This is a genomic window from Geodermatophilus sp. SYSU D01045 (assembly GCF_054050295.1).
This window is the reverse complement of the sequence record NZ_JBJGZB010000013.1, coordinates 1-22329: the sequence shown is the minus strand read 5'-3', so window position 1 is coordinate 22329 and position 22329 is coordinate 1. Positions and strand designations below refer to the sequence as shown.

Below are 22329 nucleotides of genomic sequence, written 5' to 3'. Positions count from 1 at the left end.
TCACCCCCGGGCGAGCCCGAGGGCGATGCCGTCGAGGATGTCGTGCTCGCTGACGACGACCTCGTCGAGCGCGAACGCGTCCATGACCACCCGCAGCACCAGGGCGCCGGCGCCGATGACGTCGACCCTGCCCGGGTGCATGACCGGGTACGCGGCCCGCCGCTCCCGGGTGGCGGTGAGCAGCCCAGCGGTGACCGAGCGGACCGCCGAGACGGGGATGCGCGAGCCGTGGATGGCCTCGGCGTCGTAGGCGGGCAGCCGCAGCGCGAGCGCGGCCACCGTGGTCACCGAGCCGGCCAGGCCGACCAGCGTGACCGCCTCCCCCACCGGCACCGCGGCGGCCACCTCGGCCAGCGCCGCGCGGATGTCCGCCTCGGTGGCGCCGATCTCGTCCGCCGTCGGCGGGTCGCCGTGCAGGTGCCGCTCGGTGAGCCGCACGCAGCCGATGTCGACCGAGCGCGCGGCACGCACCCCGGCGGCGTCGCCGAGGACGAACTCCGTCGACCCGCCGCCGATGTCGACCACCAGGTGCGGCGGGCGCGGCGGCGGGCCGCCGTGCGCGGCGGCCGCGGCCCCGAGGGAGGCGGTGGCGCCGAGGAAGGACAGCCGCGCCTCCTCGTCGCCCGGGACGACGTCCGGCGGCTGGCCGAGCGTGGCCAGCACCATCGCCTCGAAGTCGGCCCGGTTGGCGGCGTCGCGGGTGGCGCTGGTGGCCACCATCCGCACCGCGGTGGCGCCGAGGTCGCGGGCCTGGGCGGCGTACTCGGCGAGCACCACGCGGGTGCGCTCGATCGCCTCGGGGGCGAGCCGGCCGGTGGCGTCCACGCCCTGGCCCAGCCGCACGACCTCCATGCGGCGCAGCAGGTCGGTGTGCGCGCCCTCGGGCGGCACGTCGGCGACCAGCAGGCGGATGGAGTTGGTGCCGCAGTCGATCGCGGCCACGCGGGTCACGGCCGCTCCTCCGGCTGGGCGCAGGGGCCGGCGGCCCACCACTCCCCCATCCCGGCCACCGCGCGGTCGCCGATCGGGTTCACACCCGGCCCCGCGGCCAGCGCGTGGCCGGCCAGGGCGTGCAGGCACTTGACCCGGTCGGGCATGCCGCCGGCGGTGTTGCGGGTGGGCAGCTCGCCGAGGGCGTCGCGCTCGGCCAGGTACGCCTCGTGCGCCGCCCGGTAGGCCGCGGCGAGGTCGGCGTCGGTGCCGAGGTCGTCCTGCCACTCGCGCATGCGCCCGGTGGACTCCAGCCGGCTGGCGGCCGCCGACGCCCGCGGGCAGGTCAGGTAGTACAGCGTGGGGAACGGCGTGCCGTCCTCCAGCCGCGGCGAGGTCTGGACGACGTCGGGCTGGCCGCACGGGCAGCGGTGCGCGACCGCCCGCACCGCGCGCGGCGGCCGGCCCAGCTGCCGGGCGACGACCTCGCGCTCCTCCGGCGTGATCGGCTCGTGCACCCGGCGTCCCGGGGTGGTCGGGGTGGTCACCGGACGAGTCTGCGGCACCACGTCGGCGGGCCCGACGGCACCCCTCAGCCGTCGGCGTCGGCCACCGAGCCGAGCAGCTCCTCGTACCAGGGCCGCGGCGCGGCGTCGACGGCGTCGGGCAGCGTGCCGGCGTCGCCCTCGGCCGCCTCGCCGTCGACCACGACGACCAGCCGGTCGCCGGGCAGCACGTAGGCCAGCCGCTCGCGGGCCTCGCGGGCGGTCCAGGCCGGGTCGGCCTGGCGCTCGAGCTCGGCCTGCAGGTCGGCGATGCGCTCGTCGTAGGCGGTGCTCTCCGCGGCCAGCCGGGCGATCTCGGCGCGGCCGTCCAGCCACTGCCGCACCGGCCCGGCCAGCGTCAGCGACAGCAGCAGGAGCAGCCCGACGAACACCACGGTCCGGCCGGTGAACAGCGGCCGGCGGGCCGCCGCGGGACGCGCGGGCGTCCGCGGCGGCGTGCGCCGGCCGGGACGGCGGGCGTCGGGACGGCTGCCGGCGCCCGACCGCGTCCCGGCCGGGACCGGCCGGGACGCCGCGTGCGACAGCGGGCGGCCGGTCGACCGCCGCCGCCCCGAGCCGACGCTCACCGGGTCAGGAGGTCCGCAGGCGCGGGAAGGCCGCCGCGCCGGCGTAGCGCGCGGCGTCGTCGAGCTCCTCCTCGATGCGCAGCAGCTGGTTGTACTTGGCCACCCGCTCGCTGCGCGCCGGGGCGCCGGTCTTGATCTGCCCGCAGTCGGTGGCGACGGCGAGGTCGGCGATCGTGGTGTCCTCGGTCTCGCCCGAGCGGTGGCTCATCATGCAGCGGTAGCCGTTGCGGTGCGCCAGGTTCACGGCGTCGAGGGTCTCGGTGAGCGTGCCGATCTGGTTGACCTTCACCAGCAGCGCGTTCGCGGCCTTCCGCTCGATCCCGTCGGCGAGGCGGGCCGGGTTGGTGACGAACAGATCGTCGCCGACCAGCTGCACGCGCTCGCCGAGCGCGGCGGTCAGCGCGATCCAGCCGTCCCAGTCCTCCTCCGACAGCGGGTCCTCGATCGAGACGATCGGGTAGGCGTCGACCAGCTCGCGGTAGTAGTCGGTGAGGAACTCCGCCGGGCGGGTCTGGCCCTCGAACTCGTAGCCGCCGTCGGTGTGGAACTCGGTGGCGGCGACGTCGAGCGCGAGCGCGACGTCCGTGCCGAGCGCGTAGCCGGCCTTCTCCACCGCCTCGGCGATCAGGTCGAGCGCGGCGCGGTTGTTCGGCAGGTCGGGGGCGAAGCCGCCCTCGTCGCCGAGGCCGGTGGACAGGCCGCGGCCCTTCAGCACCGACTTCAGCGCGTGGTAGGTCTCCGTGCCGACGGCGAGGGCCTCGGCGAAGGTCGCCGCGCCGATCGGGGCGACCATGAACTCCTGCACGTCGACGTTGCTGTCGGCGTGGGCGCCGCCGTTGAGGATGTTCATCATCGGCACCGGCAGCAGGTGCGACGAGGGGCCGCCGACGTAGCGGAACAGCGGCAGGCCGGTGGACTCGGCGGCGGCGCGGGCGACGGCGAGGCTGACGCCGAGGACGGCGTTGGCGCCCAGCCGCGACTTGTCCGGCGTGCCGTCGAGGTCGAGCAGGCGCTGGTCGACCAGCCGCTGCTCGGTGGCCTCGTAGCCGACCAGCTCGGGGCCGATGACGTCGAGGACGCCGTCGACGGCCTTGGTGACGCCCTTGCCGCCGTAGCGCTCGCCGCCGTCACGCAGTTCCACCGCCTCGAAGGCGCCGGTGGAGGCGCCGCTCGGGACCGCGGCCCGGGCTATCGTCCCGTCGTCGAGGGCGACCTCGACCTCCACGGTGGGGTTCCCGCGCGAGTCCAGGATCTCCCGCGCGCCTACGGCATCGATGCTCGGCACGGGGAGCAGCCTAGCGAGGCGAGCGGGGCTCGCCCGTCCGACCGCGACACGCGGTCGCGGCTCCTGTCACGGAGCGGTCACGGTGCGGGAGCGGCGGAACCGGTCCGGCGATAACCTGGGAGGTGGCGGGCGTCTCCCCACGCCTGTGCCGTCGGAGGACCCGATGACCGAGCGCCAGCAGCAGCGACCCCCCGGGTACGGCGCCGGAGCCGCGCCCCCACCACCCCCCGGGGACGCGGACGCCGGGACGGGTCCGTCCATCCTCGGGTTCGCGACGGATCCCGCCGAGGACGACGACGCCGGGGACGTGGAGCCGGTCCCGGACGGCACGGAGGTGGCCGGGGTGGCGGTCCACCCCGGCGGGCTGGTCTACGTGCGGCACCCCGACGTCGCCGGCGGGGTGCTCCTGCTGCTGGCCGGGGTGGCCGCCGCGGCGAGCGCGTGGCTGCCGTGGGAGCGGGGCGGGGAGACCACCGGCCTGGACCTGGTGGTGCGTGCGGTCGGCGCGGCCCGGGACGGGGTCGCCGAGCTCGGGCGCACCGGCCTGTGGCAGCCGGCGGCGGTCGCGGCCGGCGGTGCCCTGCTCGTCGTCCTCGGGCTGCTGCTGCTCCGCCCCGCGCGGGGCCACCGGGTGTCCGGGGTGCTCGCGCTGCTGGTCGCGCTGGGCGTGGCCGCCGCGGTCGCCGGGCGGCTGGTCGACGCCGGCTGGGACGCCGCCTCGCTCGGGCCGGGCGTCTGGTGCGCCGCCGCGGTCGCCGGGCTCGGGGTGCTCGGCGCGCTGAAGGCCATGCTCACCGCGCCGCGGGTCACCACCGCGCCGGCCGGGCGGCTCCTCGTCGGCTAGCCGCGGCGGCGGGCCTCGGCGTCGAGCTCGCCGGCGTAGCGGCGGACCGCCTCGCGCAGCGCGTCCTCGGCGTCCCAGCCGCGCTGCGCGGCCGCGGCGACGACGGCCAGCAGCCGCTCCCCCAGCTCCTCCGGCGACGCGGAGCCCAGCTCGGCCGGCTCCGGCGTCGGGAACCCGGCCCGGGCGGCCCGCCGCACCAGCGCCGTCCCCCACGCGGTGGCCGGCTGCGAGCGCGAGACGCCCTCGGTGGGCGAGCGGCGCTGCTTCTCCGCCTTCTTGATCTCCTCCCAGCCCGCCTCGACCCCGGCCACGTCGCGCGGGCCGGCGTCGCCGAACACGTGCGGGTGCCGGCGGACCAGCTTCTCGACCAGGTCGCGGGCCACGTCGTCGACGTCGAACCGCCGGTCCGGGCCGGCCTCGGCGGCGACGCGGGCGTGGAAGACGACCTGCAGCAGCACGTCGCCGAGCTCCTCGCGCATCGCGGCCGCGTCGTCGTCCACGATGGCGTCGTAGGCCTCGTGCGCCTCCTCGAGCAGGTAGCCGCGCAGCGAGGAGTGGGTCTGCTCGGCGTCCCAGGGGCAGCCGCCGGGCGAGCGCAGCCGGTCCATCACCGCGACGACGTCGAGCAGGTGGGCGCCGGGCGGCTCGGGGGCGCCGTCGAGCACCGGCCGCCCGGCCACGTCCTCCCCGGGGGCCGCGAGGCAGGCGACGTCGCCGTCGAGGGCGGCGGCGTCGGTGGCGTCGGCGACCTGCCACCCGGCGGCGCGCAGCGCGTCGGCGGTGGCCGCCGCGCCGGGCAGCGCGGCGATCCGGCGCCCGGCCAGCGCGGCCCAGCCGGCCGGGCCGAGCAGGCCCGGCAGCCGCGGGCTGACCGTGACGACGACGGCCGGGGGCACCGGGTCAGCCCTCGCCGGTGGGAGCCGGGGTCGCGGCACCGGCGTCGTCGAGCAGGTCGACGACGCCGCCCTCGGCCTCCTGCACGGTGTCCTGGTCGCCGAACTCGCCGTAGCGCGGGTTGACGGTGACGCCGACGTCGTCGCGGACCTCGTCGACCACCGCCGCGCCGGCCTCCTCGGCGCCCTGGGCGGCCTCGTCCTCCAGCTGCGGGCGGACCTCCTCGAACGACGGCGTCGTCCGCTGCCCGACGAAGGCGACCACCACGCCCGGCACGTCGCCGACGGTGGTGCTGAAGCCGGTGTTCGGCGCGGCGGCGGCCACACCCTCGGTCAGCGGCGCGGGGACGTCGGCGACGCCGGTCGGCTGGAGCGCGGGCAGGGTGATCTCGCCCGGGTACCGCGCCGCGACCGCCGGGTAGGAGGTGGGGGCGGCGGCCAGCTCGGCGAGGACGGCGTCGGCGGTGGCCTGGTCGGGGACGGCGAAGTAGCCGAGCTCCACCTGCTCCAGGCTGCCGCGGACCTCCTCGTACCGGGCGCGCAGCGCGGCCTCGTCGGTGCCGGGGTCCTCCCCCGCGGCGACGCCGAGCTCCCGGCGCAGCAGCTGCTGCCGGGCGCTCTCCCGGATGTCCGCGCGCGAGTAGCCCTGCGACGCCGCCTGCGCGTACAGCTCCTCCTCGTCGCGGCCGGCGAGCGCGGTCTCGATGAACCCGCTGACGTCGGCGTCGGTGACCTCGACGTCGCTGCGCCGCGCCGCCTCGGCGTAGAGCTCCTGGCGCACGAGCTGGGTGAGCACCTGGCGGGTGTAGTCGGTGCCGCCGCCCCCGACGGCCTCGGCGATCGCGGGGTCGGCCAGCCGCTCGTCGACCGCGGCCTGCAGCTCGGCCACGGTCACCTGCTCGTCCCCGACGTAGGCGGCGACGGTGGGCGAGGTCCGGCAGCCGGTCACCGTGACGGCGGCGGCCACGAGCCCGAGGGCGACGGCGGCGGGACGGCGGGTGCGCACGCCCGGAGACTCCCACACCGGCTGTGACGACCGTCGCAGGCGGCGGCTCAGGCGGCGACCGGCTGCTCGATGACCGCCTTCAGCAGCGAGTGCAGGTGCTCGAGCAGCGCGACGTCGCGCAGCGGGGTGCGCCGGTCGGGGCCGACCGGGACCTTGAGCGACACCGTCTGGACGGCGGTCTTGTACGTGGCGCCGTCGGCCAGCCGGGCCAGCCGCATCTGCTGCGACTCCCGCAGCGGGACCGGCGAGACCCGGATCGCGCGGCCCTGCAGCGACACCTCGGTGATGCCCAGCTGCCGCATCGCCGCGCGGAAGCGGGCGACGGCGAGCAGGTTGAGCACCGGCGCCGGCGGGGCGCCGTACCGGTCGGTGAGCTCGTCGAGCACGGCCTGCGCCTGGTCGTCGTCCTGCACCGAGGCGACCTTGCGGTAGGCCTCCATGCGCAGCCGCTCGCCGGGCACGTAGTCGTGCGGCAGGTGCGCGTCGACCGGCAGGTCCACCCGCACCTCGAGCGGCTCGGCCGGCGCCTCCTCGCCGCTGACCTGCGCCTTGTAGTCGGCGACCGCCTCGCCGACCAGCCGCACGTAGAGGTCGAAGCCGACCCCGGCGATGTGCCCGGACTGCTCGCCGCCGAGCAGGTTGCCCGCGCCGCGGATCTCGAGGTCCTTCATCGCCACGGCCATGCCGGCGCCGAGGTCGGTGTTGTGCGCGATCGTCGTCAGCCGGTCGACCGAGGTCTCGGTCAGCGGCCGCGAGGGGTCGTAGGTGAAGTAGGCGTAGGCGCGCTCGCGGCCGCGGCCGACGCGGCCGCGGATCTGGTGCAGCTGGGAGAGGCCGAAGGTGTCGGCGCGGTCGACGATCAGGGTGTTGGCGTTGGGGATGTCCAGGCCGGACTCGACGATCGTCGTCGCGACCAGGACGTCGTACTCCTTCTCCCAGAAGCCGACCATGATCCGCTCGAGCTCGTGCTCCTTCATCTGGCCGTGGCCGACGGCCACGCGGGCCTCGGGCACCAGCCGGCGGATCTTCGCCGCGGCCTTGTCGATCGACTGCACCCGGTTGTGGATGACGAAGACCTGGCCGTCGCGCAGCAGCTCGCGGCGGATGGCGGCGGCCATCTGCTTGTCGTCCCAGGCGCCGACGTAGGTGAGCACCGGGTGCCGCTCCTCCGGCGGCGTGAGGATGGTCGACATCTCGCGGATGCCGGTCAGGCTCATCTCCAGCGTGCGCGGGATCGGGGTGGCCGACATCGACAGGACGTCGACCGCCGTCCGCATCGTCTTCAGGTACTCCTTGTGCTCGACACCGAAGCGCTGCTCCTCGTCGACGACGACCAGCCCGAGGTCCTTGAACCGGGTGGTCGGCTGCAGCAGCCGGTGGGTGCCGACCAGCACGTCGACCTCCCCCCGCGCCAGCTCCTCGAGGACCTGCCGCGACTCGGCGTCGGACTGGAACCGCGAGAGCACCTTCACGGTGACCGGGAACTGGGCCATCCGCTCGGAGAACGTCTTGAAGTGCTGGTTGGCCAGCAGCGTCGTCGGCACCAGGACGGCGACCTGCTTGCCGTCCTGCACGGCCTTGAACGCGGCGCGGACGGCGATCTCGGTCTTCCCGTAGCCGACGTCGCCGCAGATGATCCGGTCCATCGGGACCGGGTTCTGCATGTCCGCCTTGACCTCGTCGATCGCGGCGAGCTGGTCGGGGGTCTCCTGGAACGGGAAGGCGTCCTCGAGCTCGCGCTGCCAGACGGTGTCGGGGCCGAAGGCGTGCCCCGTCGTCGCCATCCGGGCGGAGTACAGCCGGATCAGCTCGGCGGCGATCTGCTTGACCGCCCGGCGGGCCTGCCCCTTGGTCTTGGCCCAGTCCGCGCCGCCGAGCTTGGACAGCGCCGGCTGCTCCCCGCCGACGTAGCGGGTGAGCTGGTCGAGGGAGTCGGTGGGCACGAACAGCCGGTCCGGCGGCTGGTTCCGCTTGCTCGGCGCGTACTCGACGATCAGGTAGTCGCGCTGGCCGCCGTGCACGGTGCGGCTGACCATCTCGACGTAGCGGCCGATGCCGTGCTGCTCGTGGACGACGAGGTCGCCGGGCTGCAGCTGCACCAGGTCGACGGCGTTGCGGCGGCGCGCGGGCATCTTCACCGCGTCGCGCATGGTGGTGCCGCGCTGGCCGGTGAGGTCGTGCTCGGTGACCAGCGCCAGCCCCACGCCGGGCAGCGCGAAGCCGGACTCCAGGTTGCCCTGGGTGATCGAGGTCAGGCTCGCCTCGGGCGCGGACTCGAGGCCGGGCACCAGCCGCACGCCGAGGTCGGCGGCGCCGAACTGGTCGGCGGCGCGCTGGGCCGGGCCGGGGCCGGCGAAGGTGACCACGACCCGCCAGCCGTCGCGGGTCCAGTCGCGGATCGTCCCGACGGCGCGGTCGAGGTCGCCGGAGAACCGCTCGACGGTGCTCGCCTGCAGGGTCACCGACGACTCGTCGTCGACGTCGAGCGTGAACGCGCCGGTGGTCCACCAGGGCAGGCCGCGGCCGCGGGCGGCGGTCTCGACGTCGGCCAGCTCGCGGAACGACGACGCGCCCAGGTCCAGCGGCGCCTCGCCGGCCTCGGCGGCGGTGGCCCAGGACGCGGCGAGGAACTCCTCGGCGGTGCGCACCAGGTCCGCGGCGCGGCTGCGGACCCGCTCGGGGTCGGCGACCAGCACGTGCGTGCCGGCCGGCAGGAGGTCGGTGAGCAGCTGCATGGCCCCACCCTGCTGGTCACCCGCCCCACCGACCCCGACGAGCGCGGGCGTCAGCGACTCCATCCCCTCGACGGCGATGCCCTCGGCGAGCTTGCCGAGCATCTCGGCCAGCCCCGGGTGCTCGGCCGCCAGCTCGGCGGCGCGGGCGCGGACGGCGTCGGTGAGCAGCAGCTCGCGGCACGGCGGGGCCCACAGCCGCTCGGGGCGCTCGTCGAGGGAACGCTGGTCGGCGGCGGAGAAGTAGCGCAGCTCGTCGACCTCGTCGCCCCAGAACTCCACGCGCACCGGGTGCGGCTCGGTGGGCGGGAAGACGTCGAGCAGGCCGCCGCGGACGGCGAACTCGCCGCGCTTCTCGACCAGCTCCACGCGGGTGTAGGCGGCGTCGGCCAGGGCGCGGGCGACGTCGTCGAGCTCGGCGGTGTCCCCCGCCTCGAGCTCCACCGGCACGAGGTCGCCGAGGCCGGGGGCCAGCGGCTGCAGCACGCTGCGCACCGGGGCGACGAGCACGTCGATCCCGGTCTCGCCGGGGTGGGTCAGCTCGCGCAGCACGGCCAGCCGGCGGCCGACGGTGTCCGCTCGCGGGGACAGCCGCTCGTGCGGCAGCGTCTCCCAGGACGGGAAGGTCTCGACGCGCCGGTCGGGCAGGAAGCAGCGCAGCAGGTCCGCGGCGGCGTCGGCGTCCCGCTCGCCGGCGGTGACCAGCAGGACCGGGACGCCGGCGCCGGGCTCCCGCGCGGCCAGGGCGGCGGCCACCAGCGGCTGCACCGGCGGCGGCGCGGTCACGGCGAGCTCGGCGGACCCGGCCGCGGCCACCACGCGCGCGACGCCGGGATCGGTGAGGACGACGTCGAGCACGCCGCGCAGGCTCACGGGGACTTCCTCCGGGATCGGTCGGCCCGCAGACGTGCCGCCGAGTGCGGCGCCGGGCCCCTGCCCAGGCTAGTCCGCCGCGGGGACACCTGCCCGGGCCGGACCGGGAGCGGCGACCGGCCGGGCGGCGGCGGGCCGGTGCGCGTGCATGCCCGTCAGCCGCCGGTCCAGCAGCGCCGACAGCAGGCGCTGGCGGGTCCCCGGGCCGAGGTCGAGCGCGTTGGCGCCGGCCACCTCCGGCCACGCGAGCGGCGCGAAGGTCGTCGTCATCTCCTGCGCGCCCCCGGACGTCCCCGCCGCCTGGATGGCCAGCGTCAGCTCCGTGAGGTGCAGGGTGAAGTCGTGCGGCGGCACGGACGCCCCGCCGGTGGCGATGCCCCGCGCCAGCTCGCTGATCCCCAGCACCTTGTCCTGCTGCCCGAGCTCGTACCGCCGCCACCGGCGCAGCGCCTCCCGCGGGGACGGCAGGCGGCGTCCGCGGCCGGCGTCCGCGGCCCCCTCCCGGCCGGCGAGCGTGACCAGCCCCAGCCGCGACCCGCCGACCCCGAGCAGCCACTGCAGGACCGAGTTGGTCCGGACGGAGATCGACTTGCGGGCGTTCAGCGTGACCGGGGTGAAGTGCTCCAGCCGGACCGGGCAGCGGTAGTTCCGGTAGGTGTCGGCGCTGAGCACGCCGCGGTTGCCGATGATCCGCATGCGGTGGTCCAGCGGCGCCGCGATCGAGCAGGTCAGCCGCCCCACCACCCCGCTGGCGAAGTCGAGGGCCGCCACCGAGAAGTCCGGCGTGTCCGCGGGCTCCAGCGGCTCGTCGGTCTTGTCGGGCACCACGCGCTTGGAGAAGGCCGTCACGGACCGGACCGGGCCGAACAGCGCGCACATCCAGGCGAGGTGGTAGGCGGCGTGCTCCCAGGTGCACCCCGCCTCGTACTCGTGCCGGTAGGGCCAGGGCGCCCCCGTCGCCGAGCGCCAGGTCTCGGGCTGCATCAGGTAGATCGGGTTGTCGTCGAACTCCGCGTAGACAAGCCGCACGTCCCCCACGGCGCCCCGGCCGACCGCGGTCCGCAGGGTCTGCACGGTGTCCGACAGCGGGTTCGACGGCGCGCACGCCAGCCGCAGCCCCCGGCGCTCGGCCAGGTCGACGAGCTCGCGGGCCCGCTCCAGGCTGGTCGTCAGCGGCTTCTCGGAGTAGACGTGCTTGCCCGCCTCCAGCGCCGCCCGCGTCACCTCGTCGTGGCTCGGGATGGACGTGAGGTTGACGACGATGTCGACCGTGGGGTCGGCGACGGCCTCGTCGGTGCCGGCGTAGAGCCGCAGTCCGTAGTGCGCGGCGACGGTCTCGGCGCGCGCCCGGTCGACGTCGGTGACCCCGGCGATCTCGAGCTCGGGATGCCTCGGCCAGGTGGCCATGTAGTGGTCGAACACGTAACCGCAGCCGACGATGGCGACCCTCATGCGACTCCTTCACGACTCGTGCGTCCCGTCCTCAGCCGGTCCATGAGCTCGACGACGTGGACGCTCTCGGACAGCGGCATCAGGGGGTGCTCCAGGAGCCCCTCCCCGATGGCCGACACCACCGCCTCGGCCTCGTGCGTGTAGCCGTTGGCCGTGTACGGGCGCGTCACCGCCCGGCCCCGCCGGCCCAGCGCGCGGCGCAGGGGGGCGGTGCGCTGCGCCACCTGGTGGAGGACGTGGCTGTCCTGCCACCCCGCGGGCAGGCGCCGGGCGCCGGACCGCGGTCCGGGGTACGGCGTGACCCGCAGCGAGGAGGGCCGGAAGAGGGGGCCCGCGACGTCGATGCGCCCGGCGGTCCCGAGGACCGTCATGTCGTTCGGCAGGCCGGTGACCAGGCTGGCGTACCACTGCGACACCGCGCCGCCGCGGTGCCGCGCGCCGGCCACGACGTCCTCGTCGACGCCGCTGGGGCCCGGCCGCGTCAGGCCGCTGATCTCGGTCACCTCGCCGAGGAGGTGGCAGGCGAGCGACAGGGGGTAGACGCCCCGCTGGAGCAGGGCGCCGCCACCCCGGCGCGGGTCGCGGTTGCTCGACGACGGCGACGGGTCGGGGGCGGCGAAGCTGCCCCGGAACGCCCGCGGCTCACCGATCTCCCCGGCCGCGACGATGCGCCGGACCTCACCCAGCAGCGGCACGAAGCGCGTCCACATCGCCTCCATCGCGAACACCCGGTGCTCGCGAGCGGCGTCGGCGATGCGGCGGGCCGAGGCGGCGTCGGTGCTGAACGGCTTCTCGACCAGCACCGGGATGCCCGCGCGCAGGCACATCAGCGCGTGCTCCTCGTGCACCGGCGCCGGGGTCGCGACGTAGACCGCGTCGACGTCGCCGGCCCGGACGATCCCGGCGTAGGTGTCGGGGCGCGCACCCACGCTCCCCGCGAAGGCGGCGGCCCGTGCCGGGTCGCGGGAGGCCACCCGGCCGACGCGCGTGGGGGTGCTGCTGCCGCGCAGCCCGGCGACGAACCGGTGGGCGACGTCTCCCGTCCCGAACACGCCCCACGTGAAGGCGCCGGACGGATCCGTCATCGTCTGCCCACACCTCCGGGTCGCACGGCCGAGCGGAACGACATCGTCGGGCACGTGGGGAGCCCTGCCAAGGGCTTGGACGACGGCCTCCAGGGGACGGGTCCGCTCAGGAGGTGAGCGCGGGAGCGGCAGCGCCGGTCTCGAGCGCGTGCAGCGCCCGGCGCAGCGCCGTGCTCGAGGTGTGCATCGTGTACGGGAAGTAGTGCACCGTCGCACCGACCGTGGCGAGGTCGCGCTCCAGCCGCTCGCCCTTGGGCGTCCCCCGCCAGTCGTCGCCCTTGAACAGGACGTCGAAGCGGACCGCCCGCCACGCCTCGAGCTTGTCCGGCACGACCTCGGCGTGGACGTCGTCGACGAAGCGGAGGCTGCGGACGATCTCCATCCGCTCGGCCAGGGGCACCACGGGCAGCCGGCCCTTGGTCTCCAGCAGCACCTCGTCGGCGACGACGCCGGCCACCAGCCGGTCGCAGTGCGCGGCCGCGCGGCGGAGCACGTTGAGGTGCCCGACGTGGAACAGGTCGTAGGCACCCGGCGCGTAGCCGATGACGGTCATGACTCCCCCAGGACGGCGACCGATGTCCCCGGCAGTCGATCAGGTCCGGTCACTCTGCGTCGTCCTCCGGACGGGTGGACCCGCCTCGGTTACGCCCGTTCGACGGACCCGGATGACGGTGCGTGACCACGGACGGGGGACCCCCCGACGGCACGCACCAGCCGGTCCACGGCGTCGCGGACGACGTCCAGGCACCCGGCGTAGGCCGCGGCGTCGCGGCGGTAGGGGTCGGGGACGTCGACGCCGGCCCGGGGGGGGGGGGGGGGGGGGGGGGGGGGGGGGGGGGGGGGGGGGGGGGGGGGGGGGGGGGGGGGGGGGGGGGGGGGGGGGGGGGGGGGGGGGGGGGGGGGGCGCGGCGCCCCCCCCCCCCCCCCCCCCCCCCCCCCCCCCCCCCCCCCCCCCGGCGGCCAGCCGCGGCAGCGCCCCGAGGCGGGCGCCCGGCCCGGCGGGGACGTCGGCCGGCCACCCAGCGGCGGCGACCGCCTCGGCGACGTCGGCGGCCTCGGTCAGCAGCAGGGTGCGCCGCAGGGCGGCCGGGACCGCAGTCACGACGGCCGAGCGGTGCTCGCGTGCCGCGGCGAGGACCAGGTCGGCCCGTCGCAGGTCCTCCGGCCGGAGGTCGCGGGCCACGAACCCGTCGGGGTCGACCCCGCCGTGGCGGAGCAGCTCCGCCATGGGCCCGTGCACGGGCCGGCCGGCGAGGGCACGCGTCCCCGCGCTGGTCACGGCGACGCCGGCACCCCGCAGGGCGGCGGCGAGCAGCAGCTGCGCCGCCGGTGACCGGCACACGTTGCCGGTGCAGACCACCAGCACGGACGTTCGGGACCCGGTCCCGTCCGTGGTCACCGCGCCGCGGGGACGGCGCCCACGCGTGGACCCGCGGAGGGCGCCGGTACGGGACCGTCGGGCTCCCCGAGCTGCTCGTACCCGTAGACGTCGGTGCGCGACCGCCGGACGTGGGTGAGCACCACCCCGACCACCCGGGCGTCGACCCGGCCCAGGAGGTCGAGTGCCTGGCGCAGCACGCCCCGGCGGGTGCGGGAGGCGTCGGCGACCACGAGGGTGCGTGCCGCTCCCCGGGCGAGGACGGCCGCGTCGGTGACCGGCAGCAGGGGCGCGGTGTCCACGACGACGACGTCGTGCCCGGCACCGAGCCGCTCCAGCACCTCGGTCATGGCCGGGGAGGCGAGCAGCTCGCTGGGGTTGGGCGGCAGGGCTCCGGCGGTGAGCACGTCGAGTCCCGTGGTGCCGTAGGGCTGCAGGACGTCCTCGACGTCGGCGTGGCCGATCAGGGCCGTCGTCAGGCCCACCGCGCCCTCGAGGTCGAAGGTCGTGGCCACGGAGGGCCGCCGCAGGTCGGCGTCGACGAGCGCGACCCGCGAGCCGGCCTCGGCCAGGGTGAGGGCGAGGTTCGCCGCGACGGTCGACTTCCCCTCCGCCGGCCGCGAGGACGTGACGAGCAGGGTCAGCGGCTGACCGGGCCGCGCGGCGAACTGCACCGCCGTGCGCAACGATCGGAAGGCCTCGGCGGGAGCGCTGCGCGGCGCGGTCGCGACGACGAGCTCGCGTCCCTTGTCCCCACCCGGGTTGTCGAGGGAGACCAGCAGCGGCAGGTCGGTGACGCGGGCGAGGTCCTCGGCCGTGCGCACGCGGGTGTCGGCGAGGTCGCGGACGAGTGCCGCGGCGACGCCGAGCACCAGCCCGGCGAGCAGCCCGACGGCGAGGTCCAGCGTGGTCCGCGGCGCAGCCGGGCTGCCCGGCGGGGTGGCGGGCGTGACGGTCGTGGCCTGCACGGTGGGCTGTCCCTCGGCGTTCACAGGTGCCAGCTCCCCGACCGTGGTGACCAGCTGGTCGGTCACGGCGTTGGCGAGCTCCGCGGCGCCCCCGGGCGTCGCGTCGTCGACGCTGACCTCGAGGACGACGGTGTCCGGGACCACCTCGGTGGAGACGCGTGCGGCCAGCTGCCGGGCGGTCGTGTCGAGGTCGAGCTCGTCGACGACCGGCTCGAGCACCGCGGGCGTGGTCGCGAGGACGGCGTAGGAGACGACCTGGTCCTGGGCGAACACCGATCCCTGCGCGAGGTCGTTGGCGGAGTTCCCGAAGCGCAGGGAGAAGAAGACGCTGCTGGTGGCGCGGTAGCTGGCCGCCGTGGTCATCGAGACCAGCGCCGCGAGGAGCAGGCCAGCCAGGGTGGCCGCGACCACCCACCGCCACCGGCGCCGCAGCATCTGCAGGTACTCGTGCAGGCTCATGCCTCTCCCCTCGTGCGTGCGTGGCTGTGTGCCGGTCCGGCCGCCGCCGCCGGACCGGTCGCCGGTGCCGGCCGCGGACCAGGTCGACCGGGAACGCCGCTGTCCGGGGGACGGTAGGTCGGGAGCCGCGCCCACCGGCTCCCCTGCCAGGCGGGCGTGACCCCATGAGGTGAGGTGCCCGCCACCCCGGCGGGCGGCCTGCCCCTTCCGGGTGGAGGCGACCGCCGGGTGCCCCGGTACGCCCGGCGAGCGCACGCAGACTGTCGCGGTGATCACGGGAGGAACCGGAGCGGCCGCCACCGCGGTCGGCGGGCGCCGCTCCCCCGTCCCCTGGTGCACCCGGCCCGGCCCCGTGCTGGTCGCCGTCCTCGGCGTGTGGACCGCCGTCCCGACCCTGGTCGCTCCGCCCAAGCTGACCTGGGCCCTGACCGCGGCCCTCCTCGCCCTCGTGGCTAACGCGCTGTGGTGGCACGCCCGGGCTGTCGGTCCGAGCGCACCGGTCGCGCTGCTTGCGGTCGTGCTCACCTGCGGTGTCCTGTCCTCCGTCCACCACGGGTCCCTGCTCTCCCTGACGGTCAGCGCCGCGACGGCGCTGCTGGTCGTGGGGTGCGCCTCGCTGGCCGCCCACTGCGACGCCGATGACGTCCGGCTGCTGGTCCGCGGGGTGGTGGTGGTCGCCCTCGCGCAGACGGCGGTGGCTCTCGCCGTCCTGCTGCTCGGGCTCCCGGCGCCGTGGGAGCAGCCGGGCGACACCGGCACCAACCCCCTCCTCCCCGGCCTCGGGGAGCGGCTGTCCGGGACGATGGCCCACCCTCTCCCCTTCGCCGCGCTCGCGGCCGTGGCAGCGGCGCTCTGTGCGACGCGGCTGTCCGCCTGGCCCCCGGCGGTGCGGATCGCGGCGGCCGCCGGGTGCTGCACCGGGGTGGCCCTGTCCGGCAGCCGCAGCGCCGTGCTGGCGCTGTGCGCGGCGGTGGTCGTCACGGTGCTGCTGCCGGGTGTCGCGCGGATCGGTCCGGTCGCGCGCACCGTCGCCGTCCTGGTACTCGTCGCCGCGGCGCTGCGCGTCGACGCCTCGCGGCTGACCGTCGTGTCCAGCCTGCAGGGCACCGGCTCGCTCACCCACCGGCTGGCGGCCTGGGAGGCCGCCAGCCGGCTCTCCGGACGACCGGCCGCCGAGGTGCTGTTCGGCAGCGGAGCCGGGTCCCTGCCGGACCTGTTCCGCGCGGGCTTCCTGCAGCTCGACGGCTTCTTCGCCGTCGACAACCAGCTCGTGGCCACCTACGCGGTCGCGGGCCTGACCGGCGTCCTGGCGCTCGTCATCGCCGTCGCGGCCGGCCTGTGGCGCGGTGACCGGGCCAGCAGGCCCGCCGCCCTCCTGTTGGTGCTGATGTTCGGTTCCTTCGACGTCCTCGAGTGGACCGCGACCACCGTGCTCGTGGCCGTGCTCGTGTGCCTCGGCACCGGCCGGCGGCCGGGCGACGACGCGGTCGCACCGGGACCGGCCCCCGACCCGACGAGGTGTACGTGACCGACGACCGCAACGACCCGCGCACCGTCATCGCGGTGCTCACCTACCGGCGCACCGAGCGCCTCCCGCGGCTGCTCGGCCGGCTGCGCGAGCAGGCCCACCGCGTCTCTCCGCCGGCCGAGGTGGTCGTCGTCGACAACGATCCGGACGCCGGTGCCGCCGAGGTGGTCCTCGGGGGGCGCGACCACGGCGTCCGGTACGTGCACGAGCCTCGCCCGGGCATCTCCGCGGCTCGCAACCGCGCCCTGGCCGAGGCGGGCACGGCCGACCTGCTCGTGTTCCTCGACGACGACGAGCTTCCCGGCCCGAGCTGGCTGACGTCCCTCGTGGACGCCTGGTCGGCCTGGCGGTGCGCCGCCGTCGCCGGGCCGGTGCCCGCCCGGCCCCTCGGCCCCGTGGACGCGTGGGTGGCCGGCTCCGGCGCCTTCGACCGGGTCCGCCGCCGCACCGGCACGGTGGTCCCAGGAGCCGGCGCGGGCAACCTGCTGCTCGACCTGCACCAGGTCCGGGCGCTCGGCCTCGCCTTCGACGAGCGGTTCGGCCTCACCGGCGGCGAGGACACGCTCCTGACCCACCAGCTGGTCCGCGCCGGCGCCGAGATCCGCTGGTGCGACGAGGCCGAGGCGGTCGAGGACGTCCCCGCCGAACGCCTCACACGCTCGTGGGTGCTGCGGCGTTGCCTCCGCTCCGGCAGCTCGTGGAGTCGCGCCGAGGTGCACGTGGCCGGGTCGGCACGCGCCCGGCTGTGGGTGCGCGCCCTCGTCGTCGCCCGGGCCGCCGTCCGGGTCGCGGCGGCGGCCCTGTCCCTGGCCGCTGCACGGCTGCGCCGCGACGTGGGTGCCCGCGCCCGGGCGGAGTCGGCCATCGCCAGTCAGGCCGGCGCGGTGGTGGGCGCCTTCGGGCACGTCCGGGAGGAGTACGCACGCCGACCGGCCGACGCCGCCACCAGGAAGGGAGGGCCGCGGCATGCCCTCGCCGGCTGAGACGGCCGCCGCACCGGCGGCCGCCCCGGCCGGGCTGGGGCGCACGGCCGCCCGGGGGGCGGGCGTCACGCTGGCCGTCCAGGTCGCCCGCATCCTCGTCCAGATGGCCTCCGTGGTGGTGCTCGCCCGGTTGCTCGCCCCGCGGGACTACGGCCTGTTCGCCGTCGGGCTCGTGGTCGTCGGACTCGGTGAGGTCGTGCGCGACCTCGGGCTCACCATGGCCGCCGTCCGCGCGCCGCAGCTGACCACCGCCCAGCGGGACGGCCTCTTCTGGATCAACACGGGTGCCGGCGCCCTGCTCGCGCTGGCGGCGGTGGTCTCCTCGGGCGGCATCGCAGCGGCCTTCGGCGAGCCGGAGGTCGAGACGGTCGTCCGGCTGCTCGCGGTCACGTTCGTGCTCAACGGCCTGTGCGCCCAGTACCGGGCCGGTCTCACCCGGGACCTGCGGTTCGGGACCGTGGCCGTCGGCGACCTCGTCGCGCAGGTCACGGGACTCGGGGCCGCGGTCACGGCCGCCGCGGCCGGGACGGGCTACTGGGCCCTCGTCGTGCAGCAGCTCGTCCAGGGTGCCGTCACCCTGCTCTGGGCGGTCACCGCCGCGCGCTGGCGCCCCGGACCGCCGCGCCGCGGCGTGGGCCTGCGCCCGTTCCTGCGCTTCGGCGGCGGGGTGGCCGCCACCCAGGTCGTGCACCACCTGAGCCAGAACCTCGACAACCTGGTGCTCGGGCTGCGTGCTGGCCCCGTGGACCTGGGGGTCTACAGCCGCGGGTTCCAGGTGTTGATGACCCCGCTCAACCAGCTGCGGTCCCCGGCCACCTCCGTCGCCGTCCCGGTGCTCGCCCGGTTGCAGGACGACCTGCCCCGCGCGTCGGACTACCTGCGCCGCGGACAGCTCGCTCTCGGGTACCCGCTGGTCGCCCTGATGGCGCTGACGGCGGGCACCGCCGTTCCCCTGGTCGACCTCCTGCTCGGGGACCGCTGGCACCGCGTCGCGCCGGTGCTGGCACTGCTCGCCGTGGCCGGGGGCGCCCAGACGCTGGCCATGGTCGGGTCCTGGGTCTACCTGTCCCGCGGGCTGTCCGCCGCCCTGCTGCGCTACACCCTGGGCACCCTGGCGCTCAAGGCCGCGTGCATCGGGATCGGCAGCACCTCCGGTGTGGTGGGCGTGGCCGCCGGTTACGCGTCGGCGGCTCTGCTCGAGTGGCCTCTGTCACTGTGGTGGCTGTCCCGGATCACAGTGCTGCCCGCCCGCTCCCTGCTCGGCGGCGCCCTGCGGATCGCCGTCTGCGGTGCCGCGGCCGGGCTGGCCGCGTCCGCGGCGGTGCACCTGGCGGCGGCGTGGCCCACGTTCGGGCAGGTGGTGGCGGGATCGCTCGCCGTTCTGGCGGCCTACGGCCTCACCGCGCTGGTGCCGGCGGTCCGCGACGACCTGGCCGTGGTGCTGACCTGGGGCAGGCAGATGGTGTCCCGCGGCCGCTGAGCCGCCGCCGGCCCCTCAGGCGGCGGAGGAGGACCGGCCGCGGGGACGCGGGCCGCGCCCCGGCGCCCACCCCAGGTGCCAGCGGCGTCCGCCGCGTGCGTACTCCTGGTAGACGACGCCCAGCGCGGCGGCGGCCATGCCGGCACCCCGCAGGAGCGCGCGCAGGCCGCGCGCCCGGTGCCGCGCGGAGCCGGTGAGCGCACCGGCGGACCAGCGCGCCGCGCCGCCGGCCACCCGCGCAGCGCCGCCCGCCAGGCCGCGGGCGCGCAGCCGCAGGCGGGCGGCCGCGCCCCCGGTCAGCCGCAGGTCGGTGAGCAGCGCGGTGTTGCCGTGGCTCCAGGCCCGCGCCAGGACCCAGCGGCGCGTCAGCCGCTCGGCCGGGACCTGGTCGACGACGACCGCCTCGTCGCACCACACCAGGCGGCGGCCGGCCCGTGACAGCGACCGGCTGAACAGCGTGTCCTCGCCCCCACCGAGGCCGAGGGCCGCCTCGAAGCGCAGTCCCGCCTCGCGCACCTGGTCGAGGTCGAGCAGCAGGTTGTTCGTCGCCGCGACGTCGACGGCGCTGCCGGTGGGCAGGCTGCGGCGGACGAAGAAGCCGCCGGCGAGGATCCACGGGTCCACCGGTCCGCGGTAGTCGGCGAGCACCCGTCCCGTGACCGCGGCGGCCCCGGTCCGCTCCCAGGTGTCCAGGAGCCGCGCCAGCCAGTCGGGGTGCGGTCGCTCGTCGTCGTCGATGAAGGCCAGGAGCCGGGAGCCGGCGGCCTCGTCGAGGGCCCGGTTGCGGACCGCCGCGATGCCCGGCGTCGGCTCGGCGGCGTACCGGAGCCCGGCGGACGGGACGACCAGCGGGCGTGCGCCGGCGTCCGGGTCGTTGTCGACGACGAGCACCTCGACGGCGTGCCGTCCCGCCGCGGTGACCTCCGCCGCCTGCTCCGCCAGCATCGGCAGGAGCTCGCGCAGGTGCGCAGGACGGCGGTAGGTGGGCACGGCGACCGTCACGCGCACCGGCCCGGCCGGCGTCGTCCGGTCCGCCGTGGACTGTGTGGCGGTCACGCCCGCGATCCCATCACCGCGGGTCTCCCGGGCGCCTCACCCTCGGGGGCGGGACGAGGCGCCGAAGGCCGGCACGACGGCCTCCGCCAGCCGTGCGCGGTAGGCCGCGGGAGCGTGCCGCCGAGCGGCTTCCTCCGCGTCGGCCAGGGCCGCCGCGCGCACCCGCGGCCAGTCGGCCACGAGCTGCTCGACGGCGCCCGCCCAGTCCGCCGGTCGCGCGGCGTCGAGTGCCCGGACGGCGGTGTAGCCCGCGGCGGCCTCCCGCAGGCCGCTGCTGTCGCTGACCAGCAGCGGCCGGGCGGCCAGGACCGCCTCCACCGCGGTGTTGCCGAAGGGCTCGTCGACGACCGAGGGCACGAGCACGACGTCGGAGGCGGCGACCACGTCCCAGATGTCGGGGCGGAAGCCGAGGAGGTCGACCCGGTCGGTGAGGCCGGCGTCCGCGATGCTCGCGCGCAGTTCCTCCTCGAACCACTCGTAGCCCTCGAACACCGAGCCGAGCAGGCCGAGCCGCGCGTCGACCCCCCGGGCGACGAGCTCCCGGAGGGCGGCGACGGCGACCTGCGGCCCCTTGCGCGGGGACAGCCGGCCGACGAACAGCAGCCGTACCGGCCCGTCGAGCCGTTCCCGCGCAGGAACCACCGCGCGCGGCCCGCGGACGGCGTTGTAGACGACCTCGGACCGACCGGTCAGCCCCGGTGCGACCTCGGTGAGCACCTCGAGACTGAACCGGCTGTTGACGACGACGCGGTCGGCCAGCGCGGGCGCCAGCGCGGTCACGTGCCGCAGCAGCCGGGCGGCGCCCCGCTCGGCCTCGTGCACGTGACAGACGACGGGCCGGCCGGTCAGCCGGGCGAGGACCACCCAGGACGGGATGGTCACCGTGTTGACGTAGACGCCGTCCCGGCCCGCGCGCAGCACGAGCCGCAGCGCCGGGAACAGGCCACGCACGGCGTCGCCGAGCAGCCGCCCCGCCCCCCGCGGCCGCAGGGCGGCCTTGCGCAGCACCGGCACCGGGCAGACGACGACGCGCACGCCGCGCGCGGTCAGCTCGTCGACCAGCGGCCCGTGACCCGGGACGGCGACTGTCACGTCGTGGCCGTCGGCGAGGCCCTCGACGCTCTCGAGCAGCACGCGGTCGGAGCCGTAGAGCTCGGCGCCGGGGTGCGCGACGAGGACCCGCGGACGCGGAGTCCGCCGTCGCGGGCGGAGGCCCACCAGGGCAGTCAGTGCGATGCCCAGCCCCGCGGCCGTCCCGCGCAGCACCTCCCAGGCCGGGCGCGGCGAGTGCAGGAGCTGGCGTCGGCCACCGCGCAGCAGGATCTCCCAGCTCACGGCCGGGGTGCGCGCGATCCACCGCAGCAGATCGGCGCGGGACAGGTGGGCCGCCCCGAAGGCCAGCCGGTTGCGCGTGTTGTAGCGGTAGTACAGGGGGGACTTCGCCCGGCCCCGCCGTCCCTGCGTGCCGCCCTCGTCGTGCACGGCCACCAGGTCCTCGCGGACCCGCAGCCGGCCACCCACGGCGAGCACCCGGTGACTGAGGTCGACGTCCTCCCAGTAGAGGAAGTACTCCTCGTCCAGGCCGCCGGTCCGGTCGACCAGCTCGGCCGACAGCACCACGCAGGCGCCGGTGAGCCACTCCTCGACCGGTCCGGTCGAGGCGGCGCGTCCACCTCGGGCGCCGGTGCGCCCGTCCTGCAGTCCAAGGGTGGAGCCGGCGAAGACGGTGCGCCCGGTGGAGTCGACGATCCGCGGCGCGAGCATGGTCCGCGGCTCGGCCAGACTGGCCCGCCGGAGCTCGTCGAGGACGTCCGGGCCGATGGAGGCGTCCGGGTTCAGCAGGCAGAAGGAGACGCAGCCGAGTTCGCGGGCCCGGGCGATGCCGGCGTTGCTCGCGACGCCGAAGCCGCGGTTGTCCGGCAGCGCCACCAGGTCCCAGCCCCGCTCCGCGGCGAGGGACCCCACCGCGGCCCGCTCGGCCGGGGTGCTGGCGTTGTCGACGACGACCACCCGCACCTCCGGTCCGAGCACGCGGGCGTCGGCGAGGTTGCGGCGCAGCAGGTCGCTGGACCCGTAGTTCACGACGACGACTCCCAGCACGCCGCGGACCGTAGCCCGGCCGTCGCCGGTCGGCCGACGTCCGCCGCCGGGGGGGGGGGGGGGGGGGGGGGGGGGGGGGGGGGGGGGGGGGGGGGGGGGGGGGCGGGGGGGGGGGGGGGGGGGGGGGGGGGGGCGCGGAGCCCGT

The 22329-nt window shown here is 76.9% G+C and carries 18 protein-coding genes; 4 read left to right on the top strand and 14 right to left on the bottom strand.

What is annotated here, in order from left to right:
- From ACI798_RS12330 to eno, 4 genes are read right to left on the bottom strand one after another with little or no spacing between them, the layout of a single operon-like run.
- On the bottom strand, window positions 1-951 hold the full coding sequence (locus ACI798_RS12330; protein WP_456943307.1) for a Ppx/GppA phosphatase family protein: 951 nt from the start codon (window positions 949-951) through the stop codon (window positions 1-3).
- Window positions 948-1478, bottom strand: a complete 531-nt coding sequence (locus tag ACI798_RS12325) for a DUF501 domain-containing protein (protein ID WP_456943308.1) — start codon at window positions 1476-1478, stop codon at window positions 948-950. Before ACI798_RS12325 ends, ACI798_RS12330 begins: the two co-directional genes overlap by 4 nt.
- Window positions 1479-1522: 44 nt before the next feature.
- On the bottom strand, window positions 1523-2062 hold the full coding sequence (locus ACI798_RS12320; RefSeq protein ID WP_457048035.1) for an FtsB family cell division protein: 540 nt from the start codon (window positions 2060-2062) through the stop codon (window positions 1523-1525).
- A gap of 4 nt (window positions 2063-2066) precedes the next feature.
- Window positions 2067-3347, bottom strand: coding sequence for a phosphopyruvate hydratase (eno, locus tag ACI798_RS12315; protein ID WP_457048034.1), 1281 nt, complete (start codon window positions 3345-3347; stop codon window positions 2067-2069).
- 163 nt (window positions 3348-3510) lie between these two features.
- Here eno and ACI798_RS12310 point away from each other — a divergent pair, with 163 nt between their 5' ends.
- Entirely contained in the window at window positions 3511-4191 is a 681-nt protein-coding gene (locus ACI798_RS12310) for a hypothetical protein (protein ID WP_456943311.1), read from the top strand.
- Here ACI798_RS12310 and ACI798_RS12305 read toward each other — a convergent pair.
- The 8 genes from ACI798_RS12305 to ACI798_RS12270 all read right to left on the bottom strand — a co-directional run bounded on the left by ACI798_RS12305 (window position 4188) and on the right by ACI798_RS12270 (window position 15037).
- Entirely contained in the window at window positions 4188-5087 is a 900-nt protein-coding gene (locus tag ACI798_RS12305; protein WP_456943312.1) for a MazG family protein, read from the bottom strand. The genes ACI798_RS12310 and ACI798_RS12305 overlap by 4 nt on opposite strands.
- Before the next feature lie 4 nt (window positions 5088-5091).
- Window positions 5092-6090 carry a SurA N-terminal domain-containing protein gene (locus ACI798_RS12300; protein WP_457048033.1) on the bottom strand — a complete coding sequence of 333 codons (999 nt, stop codon included), beginning with the start codon at window positions 6088-6090 and terminating at the stop codon, window positions 5092-5094.
- A gap of 47 nt (window positions 6091-6137) precedes the next feature.
- Window positions 6138-9695 carry a transcription-repair coupling factor gene (mfd, locus tag ACI798_RS12295; RefSeq protein ID WP_457048032.1) on the bottom strand — a complete coding sequence of 1186 codons (3558 nt, stop codon included), beginning with the start codon at window positions 9693-9695 and terminating at the stop codon, window positions 6138-6140.
- A 69-nt stretch (window positions 9696-9764) separates the two neighbouring features.
- On the bottom strand, window positions 9765-11147 hold the full coding sequence (locus tag ACI798_RS12290; RefSeq protein WP_456943315.1) for a Gfo/Idh/MocA family protein: 1383 nt from the start codon (window positions 11145-11147) through the stop codon (window positions 9765-9767).
- A complete protein-coding gene (locus tag ACI798_RS12285) occupies window positions 11144-12232 on the bottom strand; it encodes a Gfo/Idh/MocA family oxidoreductase (protein ID WP_457048031.1) in 1089 nt (362 codons plus the stop codon). The genes ACI798_RS12290 and ACI798_RS12285 overlap by 4 nt, the downstream gene beginning before the upstream one ends.
- A 106-nt stretch (window positions 12233-12338) precedes the next feature.
- Window positions 12339-12785 (bottom strand): adenylyltransferase/cytidyltransferase family protein, encoded by a 447-nt coding sequence (locus ACI798_RS12280; protein ID WP_456943317.1) that lies wholly within the window; start codon window positions 12783-12785, stop codon window positions 12339-12341.
- Between the two features lie 39 nt (window positions 12786-12824).
- Window positions 12825-13592, bottom strand: coding sequence for an arsenate reductase/protein-tyrosine-phosphatase family protein (locus tag ACI798_RS12275; RefSeq protein WP_457048095.1), 768 nt, complete (start codon window positions 13590-13592; stop codon window positions 12825-12827).
- A 35-nt stretch (window positions 13593-13627) separates the two neighbouring features.
- Entirely contained in the window at window positions 13628-15037 is a 1410-nt protein-coding gene (locus tag ACI798_RS12270; RefSeq protein WP_457048030.1) for a polysaccharide biosynthesis tyrosine autokinase, read from the bottom strand.
- A 268-nt stretch (window positions 15038-15305) separates the two neighbouring features.
- Between ACI798_RS12270 and ACI798_RS12265 the strand changes: the two genes are divergently transcribed.
- Genes ACI798_RS12265 through ACI798_RS12255 form a run of 3 tightly spaced genes read left to right on the top strand, consistent with a single transcriptional unit; the run spans window position 15306 to window position 19028 of the window.
- Entirely contained in the window at window positions 15306-16565 is a 1260-nt protein-coding gene (locus tag ACI798_RS12265) for an O-antigen ligase family protein (RefSeq protein WP_457048029.1), read from the top strand.
- On the top strand, window positions 16562-17548 hold the full coding sequence (locus ACI798_RS12260) for a glycosyltransferase family 2 protein (protein ID WP_457048028.1): 987 nt from the start codon (window positions 16562-16564) through the stop codon (window positions 17546-17548). Before ACI798_RS12265 ends, ACI798_RS12260 begins: the two co-directional genes overlap by 4 nt.
- Window positions 17532-19028 carry a lipopolysaccharide biosynthesis protein gene (locus ACI798_RS12255; protein ID WP_457048027.1) on the top strand — a complete coding sequence of 499 codons (1497 nt, stop codon included), beginning with the start codon at window positions 17532-17534 and terminating at the stop codon, window positions 19026-19028. Before ACI798_RS12260 ends, ACI798_RS12255 begins: the two co-directional genes overlap by 17 nt.
- A 15-nt stretch (window positions 19029-19043) precedes the next feature.
- On the opposite strand, the gene ACI798_RS12250 is transcribed toward ACI798_RS12255, so the two are convergent.
- Entirely contained in the window at window positions 19044-20084 is a 1041-nt protein-coding gene (locus ACI798_RS12250) for a glycosyltransferase family 2 protein (RefSeq protein ID WP_456943323.1), read from the bottom strand.
- 36 nt (window positions 20085-20120) lie between these two features.
- Complete coding sequence (locus tag ACI798_RS12245; RefSeq protein WP_457048026.1) at window positions 20121-22184, bottom strand: glycosyltransferase; 2064 nt, start codon at window positions 22182-22184, stop codon at window positions 20121-20123.
- Window positions 22185-22329: the final 145 nt, after the last annotated feature.

What these genes read in the sequence shown, in the direction of transcription:
- ACI798_RS12285 (WP_457048031.1), bottom strand. Translation starts at nt 12,232, where the DNA reads ATGACGGATCCGTCCGGCGCCTTCACGTGGGGCGTGTTCGGGACGGGA.
- ACI798_RS12255 (WP_457048027.1), top strand. Translation starts at nt 17,532, where the DNA reads ATGCCCTCGCCGGCTGAGACGGCCGCCGCACCGGCGGCCGCCCCGGCC.
- ACI798_RS12270 (WP_457048030.1), bottom strand. Translation starts at nt 15,037, where the DNA reads ATGAGCCTGCACGAGTACCTGCAGATGCTGCGGCGCCGGTGGCGGTGG.
- ACI798_RS12280 (WP_456943317.1), bottom strand. Translation starts at nt 12,785, where the DNA reads ATGACCGTCATCGGCTACGCGCCGGGTGCCTACGACCTGTTCCACGTC.
- ACI798_RS12290 (WP_456943315.1), bottom strand. Translation starts at nt 11,147, where the DNA reads ATGAGGGTCGCCATCGTCGGCTGCGGTTACGTGTTCGACCACTACATG.
- ACI798_RS12310 (WP_456943311.1), top strand. Translation starts at nt 3,511, where the DNA reads ATGACCGAGCGCCAGCAGCAGCGACCCCCCGGGTACGGCGCCGGAGCC.